This is a genomic window from Butyrivibrio sp. DSM 10294 (assembly GCF_028539135.1).
In the GTDB taxonomy this organism is placed as follows: Bacteria; Bacillota; Clostridia; order Lachnospirales; family Lachnospiraceae; genus Butyrivibrio.
This window is the reverse complement of sequence record NZ_JANSWL010000030.1, coordinates 26,470-42,219: the sequence shown is the minus strand read 5'-3', so window position 1 is coordinate 42,219 and position 15,750 is coordinate 26,470. Positions and strand designations below refer to the sequence as shown.

At 44.8% G+C, this 15,750-nt stretch carries 5 protein-coding genes; all 5 read right to left on the bottom strand.

Annotation, left to right across the window (positions count from 1 at the left end; all coding sequences use genetic code 11):
* Window positions 1-5,892 (bottom strand): InlB B-repeat-containing protein (locus tag NXH67_RS00685; protein WP_272796012.1); only part of this gene is annotated, 5,892 nt, incomplete at its 3' end.
* A 102-nt stretch (window positions 5,893-5,994) separates the two neighbouring features.
* Window positions 5,995-6,189 carry a hypothetical protein gene (locus NXH67_RS00680; protein WP_022779402.1) on the bottom strand — a complete coding sequence of 65 codons (195 nt, stop codon included), beginning with the start codon at window positions 6,187-6,189 and terminating at the stop codon, window positions 5,995-5,997.
* 356 nt (window positions 6,190-6,545) lie between these two features.
* Window positions 6,546-12,368, bottom strand: coding sequence for an InlB B-repeat-containing protein (locus tag NXH67_RS00675; RefSeq protein ID WP_272796011.1), 5,823 nt, complete (start codon window positions 12,366-12,368; stop codon window positions 6,546-6,548).
* Between the two features lie 339 nt (window positions 12,369-12,707).
* Window positions 12,708-15,029 carry an ABC transporter permease gene (locus tag NXH67_RS00670; protein WP_272796010.1) on the bottom strand — a complete coding sequence of 774 codons (2,322 nt, stop codon included), beginning with the start codon at window positions 15,027-15,029 and terminating at the stop codon, window positions 12,708-12,710.
* Window positions 15,030-15,041: 12 nt separating this feature from the next.
* A complete protein-coding gene (locus NXH67_RS00665) occupies window positions 15,042-15,740 on the bottom strand; it encodes an ABC transporter ATP-binding protein (protein WP_272796009.1) in 699 nt (232 codons plus the stop codon).
* Between the last annotated feature and the right edge of the window lie 10 nt (window positions 15,741-15,750).

Below are 15,750 nucleotides of genomic sequence, written 5' to 3'. Positions count from 1 at the left end.
TACAGTTCCGCCTTCTTTTGCTGTATAGATCACATTGTATTGCTTGCTGTTATCAGGCTGGAACTTCGCAACAAACTTGGTGTCAGCATAGAGATCTGTGTGCTCAGCATCTTTGTTTATCTGTGCCTTGAAGGCATCAGCTCCGGGATCTGCTTCTGATGATACGCCTGCATTATCTCCATCCCTGAACCAGCCTACAAATTCATAGCCGGGCTTTGCTTCTGCCTTGGATCCCTTTACTCCATCGGTTGAAAGTACCTGGAGTCCTTCGTCAGCAGGATTGGTAACAGTTCCCATGGTTATGTTATCGGATACATATTCTACTTTATAGGTCTGATCGGGATCTGCCTCAAACTCTGCTGTGTAGTTGGTGTCAGCAAAGATATTTCCGTCCTTTTCAAGATACTGTTTTGCAAGAGCAGATGAAAGAACTGCTACTGCACCGCTTATAAGTGTGTCATTATCTCCTACAGTCTTATACCATGCCTTGAATCTGTATCCGGGTGCAGGTTCTGCCTTTGAACCCTCTATACCATCGCTTGTAAGTACCTGGAAAGGTCCCTCCTTTGTAGGATCTACGGTTCCATTACCCTTTGAGTAATAGTTGACAACGTAAGTCTTGCCGGCATCAACTTCAAACTTGGCAATGAACTTGGTATCAGTATAAAGGTTTGAATTCACTTCATCCTTGTTTATCATTGCCTTGAAGGCAGCTGCTCCGGGCTCTTCAGCTGTTGATACGGGTTCACTGTCCCCATCCCTGATCCAGCCTACAAATCTGTATCCGGGCTTTGCTTCTGCCTTGGATCCTGTTACTCCCTCGGTTGAAAGTACCTGGAGTCCTTCGTCAGCAGGATTGGTAACAGTTCCCATGGTTATGTTATCGGATACATATTCTACTTTATAGGTCTGATCGGGATCTACCTCAAACTCTGCTGTGTAGTTAGTGTCAGCAAAGATATTTCCGTCCTTTTCAAGATACTGTTTTGCAAGAGCAGATGAAAGAACTGCTACTGCACCGCTTATAAGTGTGTCATTATCTCCTACAGTCTTATACCATGCCTTAAATCTGTAACCGGGTGCAGGTTCTGCTTTTGAACCCATTACATCATCGTTGGAAAGTACCTGGAAAGGTCCTTCCTTTGTAGGATCAACGGTTCCGTTGCCCTTTGAGAAGTAGTTAACAATGTAGGTCTGGTCGTTATCAACCTCCCAGGTTGCAGTGTAGGTCTGGTCGCCATCAACGGTATCCTTCCATCCAGGATTCCATCCCATAAACTTGTAGCCGGGTCTTGTGGGCTCATTTGTGCCATCCGCTGCCTGGAACTTAGGTGTGGCTTCGCCTACAAATGCTCTGTATGTCTGGTCGTCAAAGACAGTCTCATTCTCAACGCCGTCTGTATAAATTATCTTCTTTCCTTCTTCCCATACTGCGAACAGAGCCTGATAAGGCATCTCTTCATCAGCTGCCACATACTCTGCCACCTTGGTCTTCGCTGCATCTGAGAAGAACTTATTGCTATCCGCATCATAGTACAGGAACAGATTGGACGTACCTAAAGCCTGGGTCCAGTTGCCGCTGTTACTCCTGAATGCCTCTACTTCTTCAGCACTCGCACCCATTCTAACCTTTGCCCATCCAAGGAATCTGTATCCTTCGCGGGTAAGTGCAGGCTGAATTTCTACAGCTTCATTGATAAGAAGTGCATTTTCTCCGTTTACAATCTTGTCGGTGTGGAAGCAATCAGTACCATCATTCTTATACCAAGGAATAAATGTAGGAGTAGCCTCCTCCACCTTGGTAAATACAGGTCTGAGCTGAATTGTATAATTAGCCTTATCAATGGTTCCATCAGGTTTTCTGCTGATAACATCAACTATCGCATTCTGTGCAAGAACCTTAAATTTCTCTCCGGGATAAATGACTGTTCCTTCATCCACATAGCCATCTCCGGCATCATTGGCCTTTTGCATCATCCAGTGTGAGAACTGATACTTCTCATCAGGAGACTTAAGGGCTGCCACTGCCGTTGCATCAGCATTATCCACGTACAGATTTGCGTCCACAGGATTGCCGATACCGGTAATCTGAGAACGCGGATCTTCCTTTACATAAGTAACCTTGATTCCGTTGGAACCTTCAAGAATCTTGCTCCACTTAGCATAAAGATCCAGTTCTCTGGTAATCCAGAAACGATTATCAGTAACATCCTTATTGTATGTGCCGCCGTTTCCCCATTTATCCCTGCCCTCAGTGGGCTTGGATGTATCATAATCCCGGGTAACTGTATTATCATTCAGAACATAGGCCTGATCATTAAACAGATTATTAAAATCAGGGTCTGTATACCATCCGGAGAATACATAGCCGGCTCTTATACCGGTGGGTGTACTGATTCTCTCACCATAGTTACCACGGAATGAGGTCTCCTGTGTTTCAGAACCCCAATCCAAAGTAGGATCTGTTCCCGCATTTGGATAAAGGAATACACGGTACTGGATCTTGTACCATTTTGCATATACCTGAATACCGCCCACCTGCATTTCAGCATTATCAAAATCGAATGGAACGGTGCAGGTACCATCTGTATACCATCCTCCGAATACATATCCTTCCTCATTCTGTGGAAGGTTAGGAACATAATTCTTGTATTCCGCAGGAATTGCTGCATGCTGAGCTATAGGATCACTGGTGCGTAAAATATTGTTTTCACGTCCGTACAGGAAGTCTTTATCCTTGTAGTATCTGCCTTCCATGAACTCAATATTGTACATATTACGGGTGTAGATATGATTGATATGATATAAGGTTGTATTACCCTCAGTAGTGTTCCAATAAGCTGCATCATTCCAATTCTGTCCGCGAACAGTGTTGTAGGTAAAGCCTGTATAGTTAGGCTCATTCTGGTTAGCTACTGTTGTATTACTTGAACGGGATTCTACTACGTGATCTTCATAGTAGGTCTTTCCCTGATAAGTTCTGGTGGTTCCTGCCGGATATTCTACTCCCGGTATGGTCTCAAACCAGATGTGATATCTCCAGTTAAAATACGTATTAAATCGAATGATCATGTAGTTACCATCAGAGTCATTGGTAGCTCCAAGAATATTCTCATCCAATACGGTAATAACACCCTTAACAGTTCCACTACCCTGATTAGTAGGATTCGGTTTAAGCTTGGTTCCTACCATCATGATAAAGCTGACAGGCTCTCTGTTATTTGCAGGCCCTGAAATCTGGGTGTACTGAGGCCATATATCTTCTATTTCCTGTCCATAATAAGCATGCAGGGTAAAATAATAATAATTATAGTTGCCTTCTCTCTGTGACGATACTGTGCCATAAGTCTGAGTAGGCATCTCCGCCAAAGATGCTCCGCCATACCAGGTAGCCAGATCATTTAAGCTGCTTCCTCCGCCGGAATTCTGAGCATATGAATATCTGTTGTTTCCTCCGCCTACCTGCTCTCTGTAATAATAGAATCTCAGATCGTACTCAATTCTATCGTAGTAAAGATTGAGAACAGCATCACCTTCAGGAGTAACCTTCACATCCTCTATATCCGTTTTGAGGTTAAAGCCTGTGAAATGGTACTTATTACTGTCACGGGCAGGAGCATCCGTAAGAACAGCATAATCCTCATCACCGTTATCAACCCTTCTATAAGGAATATTATGGCCAACCTCACCGAAGTCATAGGAGAAAACGTCCGCTATATCGTATTTTGTACGGTCATACTTATTCTGAGTCCAGATAATGACTGTATAAGGCGCATTTGTTTTATTTTCCCATACAGCAAACAGATATGTGGTCTTGTCGATCTCTCCGCCGAATGAGAATGGAGTACTCTGAAGTACAGGCTTTCCGTTAGCATCATACTTGGGAGTTCCGGCTTTTTCATCCTCACCGGCCTCTTCCTCAGTAAGATATACCGCCTCGTACCAGTCCACGAAGTTATAACCATATCTGGTCATAACACTTCTGTCACAGGGTTCCTTTGTCACCTCGCCGTCCTTTACAAACTGAGGTGCATTATATTTACCGCCTTTACCATTCTCATCAAAGATAAGCCAATGGCCCAGAGGTGAATTTACCGAAAGAACGATGCTATCGGTAATTACAAGTTTATCTGTGTTTTGAACGGTTCCCTCCGGATCATATACATAGGGATCACCGTTTACAGTAAGGATATTATCCTGTCCGTCAACCACAAACCAGCCCTCAAAGGCATGCTCGTCGTTGATGGGGGTGTAGTTCATGTTGACAATATATTCCTGCTTCTTATCTTCTCCGGATGCATCAGCACGAACATTTACAACATGTCTTCCAAGAGCAGTACCGCCTTCATCCAGGTATGTAACAGTATAGGGCTTAATGAGCATCGCATAATAGACAACCTGATCACCGTCAGTGATTTCTGCATTAGGCGGAAGCAGGCTAACAACTTCCTGGCGTACCTTGTCAATAGTAAGTCCCTTTTCATCGGCTTCCGATGCAAGATAGCCAGGATCTCTTGTCCATCCCTTGAACATGACTCCGTCCGGTAAATTCCCCACACCGGGATCATAGATAACCATGTCCATGGTATCTCCGGACTTAACGAACATGGATGCGATGGTATCTTCACCCTTCTTGAATACAACTTCAAGACGGGCATCCTCACCGGAAATAACGATTACATAGATTGAGAAATCTGATGAATCAAACTCAACGGAATTGTTGCCAACATCCACGTTGTCCAGAACCTTGGCATCTCCGTCATCACCAATATGAACGACGTTTGTATCATCAGCTTCTTTGATATCATTACTGAAAAACTTTACTGTTATAGGAACAAGGGGTTCAATTTCCTTATCTTTATAAGTAAAAGTGATATCTACAGCAACAGCCTTCTTGGCATCACCGTCAACTACGTCGGTTGCAGCATCAAGGACCTCCTGGTCGTAAACAGGAGTTACTATAACCTCTGTCCCCTCAGGGAATGCTCCTTCAGGCGCATCAATAAAGACGTTAAGTCCGTCCACGCCTCTTGAGAAGGATACTGCCGGCTTCTTAACGATTTCTTCGAATACTGCGGTAAAGGTGGCATCTTCCTCTATGTCGGAAGGAACGAATGTTGCATCTTCACATACTGTGTTGCCATCTTCATCCACCCACTCTACGAATCCGTAGTAGTCATCAGCTGTGGCTGTGGATCCTTTAAACTTGTCATCTTCGTCTTTAAGATCAACAGTCTCTTTGGATCTTGATACTCTACCACCATCAGTGGCTGTGTATCTTACAGTCACCAGCATCTCTTCAACTGAGCTGGCCTCTGCTGCAGCATCCTCGCTTGATGCTTCGCTGGAAGCCTCTGATGCATCTTCTGAGGAAGCTTCTGAAGATGCCTCTGATGCATCCTCGCTTGATGCCTCGCTGGCAGCTTCACTTGAAGCTTCTGTTGCATCCTCGGATGAAGATGAACCTATGGATGCTGCGTCTGCTGCATCAATCGTGCTCTCTGTTGAAGCTTCGGAAGGAGTCTCTGTAGGATTTTCTGCTTCGCCGCCCTCTGCAGGCTCTTCAGGAGTTGGATTTTCGGGTACGTCAACAGCTCCGCCCTCACCTTCATCGGTGTCAGCCGGAGTATCTTCTCCCTGGGCGTCATCTGATGATTCATCCGTCTCCCCGGATGTATCTTCATTTCCGCCTCCACTCTCATCCTGTGTGCCGGGCACTTCTTCAACTATCTCATCCCAGGTTGTAGCCTTTTCTTCGACAGCTGAGGCTTCTGTAGCAGCCGCTTCGTCCTCGGCATAGGCAACTGCACTTGCAAGATCACTGCCAAAAGTAGTGAATACAAGGGCAATCGACAACATAAACGCCAGTAACTTTTTACTTTTATTTAACATAATTTGATCCCCCTCTAGAATCATTTTTGTTACCGTTGTAAGTTACCAAAATTCAAGTCGAGTATTAAATTGTGAGTTAGTGGGATTATTTTTCGAAATAAATTAAGACACGGAGTCCTTTCTGTCTTCTGTCTTCATTTCGCCGCTCGCCATGACATCATCCATGAGTCTGACAAGTTCCAGCATGCTCCTAAAACGCTTGGACTTATTCCCTTCAGCCCAAACGACTTCCCCTTGATAGGTATCATGCTGATTATATTCTACCTTGACAATAAAGGTCCCCTTCTTTTTGTTCATACCAAATATCCTTTCGTTAGGAATATTTTAATGTCTGGACAATCATATAAACAATCATAGAGCGAAATTTTTTTGTGGAAATTGTTAAAATTTTCTTAACTTTATTTCACGGTTACCATTATTATATCGTGCAAACAGACGCTCAAACATTAAAAAAGCCCGATTTCACTGTATTTGACATAATGACGGGGAAAGCGCTGTCAGAGGGCCCATAATGTTTTCGAGCCAAAGGTCCGGTCAGCAAAAGTACCGGAAAAACGCTGGTTTACGTGCGTCTGCAATCCTGGGTGGAGGAAAACAGCGGATACCACTTGGGGGGGTATCCGCTGTGAGTTGGTTGATATTGTTAGGAGATATTAGCTTTCTTCATCTTCTTTCTTTTTGCCAACGAAGAGAAGTGAGAATGCTGCTGCGGCTGCTACGATGATTGCAAAGGCTCTTGCTGAGGTATTGGTCTCATCGTCTGTTCTTCCGCGTCTTGCGCCGAGAACTGCCTGGCCGTTACCTGTTTCACGTCTTGCACCAAGTACTGCCTGTCCGCCGGGAACTACTGCTACAGGTGTAGGAGTAGGTGTTGTTATAGGATCCGGTGTAGGCGTAGGAGTAGGTGTAGGCGGTGTAGGAGGTGTCGGAGGTGTTGGCGGAGGTGAAGGAGGCGTTGAGGAGGTACTGATCACGCTGTAAATAACTGCGTCGTAATCCTTACACTTCATGGTCTCATCATCAGCCGCACTTACCTGCAGGGCAAGGAGCTTCTTGGCTCTCTCAAGAGCTCTCTCAAAAGGAGTCTTCTCCTTGGTTACTTCTTCCATCTTCCAAGCCGTGAATACAAGGCCCTTAACTGTAGGTCTTGTAGGAAGAGGAATATCGTCACCTTCTCTGAAGGTTCCGTTATAAGCCTTGGCCTGTTCCTGCCACTCTGCGAAGTTCGCAGGTTCTGTTACGCCGTCTGCCAGTCTGTACTCGAAGGTGATGTCATAGGTTATAGGATCAAATACACCTATGATCTCAACATCCTTGTTAGGCATCGGGAAGCTTCCACCGGAAATTGAAACATCCTTGGAATCCCATCCGCTGAACGCATATTTATTAGCGGAAACGTCGGGCTCAACATATACGGTAACACCGTATGCATATGACTTGGTTGCAGGTACTGTAACTCCCGAAGGAATCTCATCACCGACAATCTTATATACAACCTGATGCATTTCCGCATCGAAGGATCCCTGAATAAGCACATTGGCTGCAGGCATTATAAATGACTGTCCGCTCTGTCCCTTAATGAAGTTAAAAATCTTATCTATAAGAGATCCGTTTTCCTTGATCTTATAATTTCCTGTCCAGCCGCTGAATGTATGTCCGGGCGCTGTAGCATCCTTAGCAAGGTATACTGTATCGCCGGCATAGTGTGAAGGCTCTGTAGGTGCAGGATAAGGATCTGTTCCTGCGGGAACTGTTCCAACGTATTCATAGGTAACTGTATACTTGATACGCTCGAAGGAGCCAACAAGGAGTACATTCTTAGCAGGCATTGTGAACTTATCATCTACAGGTGTTACCTGCTCTGATGTCCAGCCCAGGAACTTGTATCCAAGAACTGCTGCCGCATCTGTAACTTCCTGGGTCTGCGAGCTTACATCAATAGGATCACCTTCGTACTTGCCTGTAAGCTTGTCAGGAACTGTCAGATCAGCGGGAGCTGTCTCATCAAACGCAAACTCAACTTCATAAGTAGGAAGCTCTTCCCATACTGCGAACAGTGCCTGATAAGGCTTAAGTTCATCAGCTGCAACAAGCTTAGCTTCATCATCAGCGCCGCAGGCTGCATTGCCGTAGTACTTGCCATCCTTATACCAAAGGAAGTTAACGGTTACATTCTGAAGGAAGGTGTCGGGGCCGGCCATGAAAGCTGTTGCCTCTGCTTCTGTGGTACCCATATCTACCTTAGCCCAGCCCTTGAATTCGAACTTCTCTCTGTTTAGAGGGTTCTCAGGATTAAGAATAGGCACTGCTTCGTTGATCTTAAGAGTACTTCTCTCGGCGTCTCCGACCTTCATTACTGTATCAACATGGAAGGCCTTAGTTCCGTCGTTGTTAAACCAAGGAATATAGGTAGGTGTAGGCTCATCAATCTTCTTATACTCTGCACGAAGCTGCATTGTATAGATCTTATGAATACCATCTTCCTTGTCTACTACATGTGAGTAGCTTGCCTTGGCATCAAAGGTTCCGCCCGGCAGAACTGTCTCATTTGTATCAACATATTTATCCTGGTCTTTGTCATATCTCTGGATTACCCAGGTCTCAAACTGATAACCATCGGGAGCTGTAACAGCCGGAACTGCAGAAATTGGTGCTCCTTCTGCATAGCAACGGCTATCTTCTGCTTTTCCGGTACCCTTTCCGGGATCTTTGGTAGCAGGATCATTATCAAGATCGGGATCCTCTATATCGTAAACTACATAGAGTCCGTCAGCGCCGTCAAGGATCTTTCTCCACTTACCGTAGAGATTGAATTCCTTGGTTATCCATGTACGCTCAGGATGAGGCTTATCACCGGTCGTCACTTCAAGATCAGAGTTCCAGGTTGCCCCTTCACCGTAAATATCCATAGGATCGGTGTTGTGAGTGTGTTTATCATAGGCCTGTGTAACCGTTGATTCGTTGAGTTTCTCGGCAAAGTTAAACATGTTGCCGGCTGTGCATGCTTCATCAAGATACCAGCCAACGAACTCATATTGAGGTCTCTCACCTCTTCGCTCTGATATTGTTCCGTTATAAGATACACGGAAGCACATGGAAGGATCGTCATCACCCCAATCAAGATCAGGGTCATTTGTTCCGTCATCCATCTTTGCATTAGGATGCAGGAATACACGGTACTGAATCTGAATCCACTTAGCGTATACAACTGCTCCTGAAGTTGACATCTTACTGTCAAAATCAAACTTAGCACCGGTACATCCTTCATCAACATACCAGCCGTCAAATACATAACCCGGCTCAGGACATGTAGGATTATCGATGTTGAATCCATCCGGATGATCTTTCAGGTACGTGCTGATCTTAGTTCCGTATCTGATACCGGTTACGGCGTGGAGCATATTACCGGCACGGTTATCCGTTCCTTCCAGTTCGCCGTTAAAATACTCACCGTCCATAAAACGGATCGGATATGACAGTGGTCTGTAATAGAAGCCTATTTCACAGTTTCTGCCACTTTTCTTATAATTATCCTGCTTTAAGAATGTATATCCATCAATTGCAGGATTGTGCTGTGAATTAATACCATCCTGATTGGATCTGGCATGAATTTCTCTGTCCGGTTCCTCAGGGAACTGACCGTTTTCATCTTCAAAATAAATCTTGTAGGTCCAATTATACGGCTCATTATCATATCTTGCGGTCAGGTAATTGGTATCACTGTGAGTCAGATCACCAAGTACCATTTCATCAAGGACATTAATTTCACCCTTGACGGTATCTTTACCATGATCATCACCGGTAAAGGCCTTGGCTGTGCGCATAAGCAGCCAGCTAATAAAGTACTTCGTATTGTTTGCTACTTCCACATCGTCATAAGAAGGCCATTTCTTGGAAATATCATCACCATAAAAGGCATCAAATTCATAGTAATAGTATCTCTTGTTTCCATCTTGCACAAAAGCAGAAGGTACATTACCCTTTACCTTTGTTATTCCGGAAAGCTGAGTACTCCAGTTACCGCTGTATGGATTACCAAGCTTGGAAGAACCATGATAGCCATTGCCATCCTGAAGAGTCACGAACATTTTGACAAAATAGTGCATACGGTCAAAATATACGTTAACCACTGCATCTCCCTCAGGAGTGATCTTAACATTGGTATCATATTTATTCATGGTAAATCCGATGAACGGATCATTTAATTTACTGCCTCTTGCAGCTTCAGAATCAATTCCGCCATACTGCTTTTGTGCAGTACCGCCTCCCTGCTTCTTAACATTGATGTCTACATATTTCATCTCGCCAATGGTATTTTCCGTAATGGCAAGATCGGCGATATTCTCACCAACTCTGTCATAACCCACTATTGAATCTGTGAAGTCATAACCATTCTTCTCTGCGTTCTGCTTCCAAATAAGGATTGTATATTGAGCTTCATCAACAGGATCCCACTTAGCATAGAGGGTAGTTCTTTCTGTTATAACATCTCCGAAAACAAACTTCTCACCGGTTGGAACGCCATCCTCACCGGGTGCTCCTGTATACCACCAGTCGAAAGTATAACCGTTCCTGAGCATATCCTTCTTTTCCCTGGGCATTTCTGTAGGCTCATTAGTAAGCAGGAACCTGGGTGCACAATAAGTTGCTCCCTTACCGTTCTCATCAAAAATCAGCCAGTGGCCTTCAGGCGCATAGACAGAGAATACTACATCACCGCAGATGGTGATAGTTTCTCCCTGCTTGAAAAGATTCTCCTGATCAGGATCGTAGGTGTAATCATCATCACCCTTTTTCACAATGTTAGCTGCATAGGTGTCAGGGTCAAATACGTGCCATCCACGGAACTCATGCTCATCATCGTTAGGCGAATAGCCCATGTCAATTTTGTACTGAGCGTTCTTATCATCACCGGTTGCATCTGCACGATATAATACAGATCTCTGTCCAAGTGATACATTGCCATTCTCGACAGTATCAATGTAGTTAACAGTGTACTGCCTAAAGAACATTGCGTATACTTTGTACTCATCTCCGTCATTAGCAGGAGGAAGCAATGTTGCTACTTTGTTACGTACTTCATCAATGGTCCAACCCTGGGTCTCAACCGTATAATCGGGATCTTCAGTCCAACCTTTGAAGATAACGCCATCCTCAGGATCACCGGTACCGGGATCATAGATAACCTCGTCTATTCTGGGGATATCTTTCTTCTTAACCATCATGGAGGCAACTTCAGATGTGCCGTTCATGAATCTAACGTTAAGACGGGCATCCTCGCCATTGATAACAACGATATAAATAGAGAAGCTGTCTGATGTAAACTCTACGGAATTGCCCTGTACATCGGCGTTGTCAATTAGACTTGCGTCGCCGTTATCATCGATGTGTACAATGTGTGTATCCTCAGGATCTGCGATCACATCACTTACGAATTTAACGGATATGGGAATAAGGGGCTCGATCTCTTTATTCTTATAGGTAAAAGTAATATCTACAGCCACTGTTGTCTCTACATCGGCATCGACAACTTCTTCCGCAGCCTTAGCTACCTTATTGTCATAAACAGGAGTGATATTAATTTCTGTTCCCTCAGGGAAAGCTCCCTCAGGTGCATCGATTAAGATGTTAAGTCCGTTTACATTCTCCTCAAAGGAAACAGCGGGCTTATTTACATCATCTTTGACAAAAACAGCTATGAAGGTGGTATCTTCTTCGATATCCTCGGGAACGATGGTTGCAGTCTTGCATGCAAGGCTTCCATCCTCATTTATCCAGTTAGCGAACTGATAACCTTCATCTGCTGTAGCTGTGGCACCTTCAAAAGACTCTTCCTCATCAGCAATGTCAACAGTCTCAGATTCTCTTGAAATCTTACCGCCTTCATCATCTGCTATTTTGTAAGTAACAGTTACAAGCTTTGCCTCATGAGCTACTTCCTCTGATGAAGCTTCGCTGGATGCTTCGCCGGCATCTTCGCTGCTGGCCTCGCTGCTCGCTTCAACAGACGCATCCTCGCTGCTGGCCTCACTTGCGGCTTCGCTGCTCGCTTCGCCGGGTGCTTCGGCGGCCTGCTCGGTTGATGCTGCGCTTGATGCCTCCCCAGCATCTTCGCTGCTTGCAGCTGCGGACGCTTCGGTGGCAGGAGCCTCTGCGGGAGCTTCTACAGTCTCTTCCTGTGCCGGCTCCTGCTGCTCGCCTCCTTCGGGCTGCTCAGCAGATTCGTCATTTCCTGCTTCCGCAGATGACTCATCTGATTCTCCGGGTTCCTCCGGATTCTGTGAATCCTCCGGAGCTGACTCACTAGGAGTCTCCAGGGATTCCTTGATCTCGTCCCAGGTCGCAGCCTTCTCTCCATCGGACTGTTCTTCCTCGGTGGCGTAGGCAACAGACCTTGTGAAATCACCGCTAAAAGCCGTGAACACAAGAACAAGTGCCAACACAAACGCCAATAACTTGTTACATCTCTTCAACATAATTTGATCCCCCTCTAGAATCATTTTGTTTCGAGCAATTTCTCTATCGGATAATCTACGCTTACGCAAATTATTTTAGAAAATAAGACATCATGCTGTTAATCATATTTTGAATTATTTTTGTCCGATATGTGAAATTTCTGTGAAAGTTTGTTTCATTTTATATTATTATATATCAGTATTACGGTAAAATTACTAAAAAAAGTATAAAAAATGAGCGTTTTCAAGACTTCTATCTTGAATAACGCTCACGAATAGCCGATATATAATAGTGTGTGCGACGCAAATCCGCGCTGCTTCTGCTATTTTCATTTTATAAACAATTCATAATCTTCCAAATCACTCCACGTTTTTCAGCGCTTCACTCATTGGAATTCCTCCGATTTTACGATATTCCATAACCGCAACAATCGCATATGTGATTATTCCAAGCAAAAACATCTTTATGTAAACCGTTGGATCCAGCCAGATTATCATCCAGCCGCTCATCATCTTTTTTAACATTACCCTGAATATTCCCACCATCACATAGGACAGTATCGGATAGGATAACAGAAGAGATAGAACGACAACCATTGCCGTGGGCACTATGTATAAAGAAGCAATCTCACTCCTTGAATATCCCAGGATCTTGGCCATAGATATGGACTGTACATTCCTTTCGATGATAAGCTTGGACAACAGATATATGAGCACAATGAACATGACCACCGAGAATGTGTCAACCATGTACATAAGGCTTCCCATGGAGATCAGGAGCTGCCTGGTAACCCTTGTAAGGGACTCCTCATCAATGACAGTTCCGATATATTTCTCCTCAATATCCGTGATCTTTGTGTCAGAGAAATACCCCGAGAAGAACTCCTCATCCATCCCCAGCACCGTATTCAGATGCTTTTTGCTCATAAATACGGCGATTCCTCCATCATACTTGTAGATTCCCGTGACCTTGAAACCGTAGTATCTATCCTCATAGGGTTCCTTCAGCGTGATGACATCGCCCTTCCCCAGCCCATACTTGTCCGCATAGGCCGAGGAAATAAGAACTGTCTTGTCATTAAACTTCGTATCTACATACCTGCTGTCATCAGCGATTCCGTACAGTGTGACCTCCTCAACCCTGGTGCCGTCCTCCCCCGTGGTCTTAAGGCTGTAGGCGGAGAACTTCTCAGCGTCGGGATTGTTGGTGTTTATCTTACTCTGCAAAATAGTATAGGAAAAAGCCGCAGCAAGCTCATTATCGCCATCGATTGCCCCTGCCGGGATCTGCAGCAGATACGTATGTTTCGCCAGCATGATATCCGTCACCAGCCCCTGGTAGTGCACCAGCATAGGCGGTAGCATCATTCCGAAGAACAATAGCATATTTGCGAACAGCAGTCCCGCGAAAAGTATGATGTAGCTGCTCTTATTCTGGATCAGTATCCTTATGCGGAATCGGTTCAGAAACCTTATCTTCTTATTTAATGTAACGGCGTGCTTCTGATTTTTGCCCGACAGGTCTCTTCTTATTAATTTAAGAGGACTCAGTGAGAGCTTTTTTCTCAGGATAAAATACGTAACCACCAGCATGATGATCATCGGTATTATCGTAGTCTTAAGGAAAGCCTCGGCGTTCCACAGGGTTACGTAGGTGGGCAGCGAATAGCTTCCATAGTAAAGCTCTGCGCAGAGATCCTTGAATACAGTGTAGCCCAGGATATTTCCGATGATAGCCGCAATTACCGTAACGATCAGCGGCATGGCCATGTAGTGACGTATCAGCTCATTTATGGTATAACCGGACGCACGAAGCGTTCCAATGACGTTGGCTTCCTTATGAATAGTGTTGTTGATGGTTATTCCGAATACAAAGGCAATGATCAATATAATAATGTAAAGAAGTACCTCCACCATCGCCTTGTCACCCACGATATCTTCGCCGGTGAAGGTAATGGATTGATTGAGATACCCCGGAACGAAATTCTCCAGCGTGATCCTCCCGGAGATGGCCTCCATCAGGTCCTCGGAGACCTCTTTTTCCTCCTCTTCGGTCCCCGGCTTAACGTCATACAGCCAGGCATAGTTGTAGCGAAGCGCCCCATCCTCGAACTGTGCAAAAGCCTCTTTTGAAACAATTGCCACTCCGAAGGCTGATGCATCAAACATCATGTCGTTATTATTGTAAAAAAGTGCACTGTAGTCCGAAAGCGCCACCAGCCCTGCGATCAGATAGCTCTTTTCCCTGGAAACAAGCGAATCTCCCACAGTCAGGCCGTTGTTGTCCGCATACATCCTGTCTACGGCAATTTCAGACAGCCCCTCCGGGAGACGTCCTTTCATGACGCATACCTTGTCAACTTCTTCTCTGCTTGCGAAGATCCTTAGCTTCGTATCATTATCGAACTCCTTCTCCACATAGAAGTTCTCATAGACCGTTACACCCTTGGTCTTAATCCATTCCTTCTGAGTATCTGTCAGTCTCTCTTCCGTTCTGAAGTTCCCATCTTCAATGCTGTATTTATCAAAACTTTCGTTATATGCAATTATCATGCTCTCCCCGGCAACGAGAAAACCGGAGACAAAGCCTATGGAAAATACCATCAGGATAAAAATAACAATGTATTTCCCGATATCGCCGGTAAGCTCACGAAGGAGCCTTTTGTTTAACGGATTTTTCATACTCCTTCCCCTTTACCAGTCAAGCTCTGCTGCAGTTTGTTTGGTTTCGTTACGATAGCTCTTTCTGATAACGCCGTCTCTTAGCTTTACCACGAAATCAGCCATATTCTTGATGGCATCGTTGTGGGTGACCATTATGACGGTATTGCCGTATTTTTGATTAACTTCTTCTATTAATGTAAGGATTTCTTTGGATGTGTTGTAGTCCAACGCTCCCGTTGGCTCATCACACAGTAGAATATCCGGATTTTTGACTATTGCTCTTCCGATGGCGCATCTTTGCTGCTGTCCGCCGGATAACTGGCTGGGAATCTTGTTCTGATGCTCTTTCAGGCCCAAAACTTCTATGAGTTCATCGATATCAAGGGGATTTTTTGACAGATATGCCCCAACCTCTATATTTTCCCTGACGGTAAGGTTCGGGATAAGGTTATACATCTGGAAAATATATCCAAGGTGCTCCCTTCTGTAGGTGGTAAGGGCTTTTTCGTCCATGTCGGACATACTCTTTTCCCGGATTATGATCTTGCCGGAATCGGCACTGTCAATTCCCCCGATTATGTTAAGAAGTGTGGATTTGCCGGAGCCTGAGGGCCCAAGAAGGACCACGAATTCCCCTTTTTCCACCTGAAGACTTATGTCCTTAAGGACTTCGATCCGGTTCCCGTCCTCGCCGTAGGATTTCTTAATGTTCTGTAATTCCAGTTGCATATTTTTCCCT

Excerpts from the sequence above, each read along its gene's own strand:
- NXH67_RS00680 (WP_022779402.1), bottom strand. The coding sequence starts at position 6,189 with ATGAACAAAAAGAAGGGGACCTTTATTGTCAAGGTAGAATATAATCAG.
- NXH67_RS00675 (WP_272796011.1), bottom strand. The coding sequence starts at position 12,368 with ATGTTGAAGAGATGTAACAAGTTATTGGCGTTTGTGTTGGCACTTGTT.
- NXH67_RS00670 (WP_272796010.1), bottom strand. The coding sequence starts at position 15,029 with ATGAAAAATCCGTTAAACAAAAGGCTCCTTCGTGAGCTTACCGGCGAT.
- NXH67_RS00665 (WP_272796009.1), bottom strand. The coding sequence starts at position 15,740 with ATGCAACTGGAATTACAGAACATTAAGAAATCCTACGGCGAGGACGGG.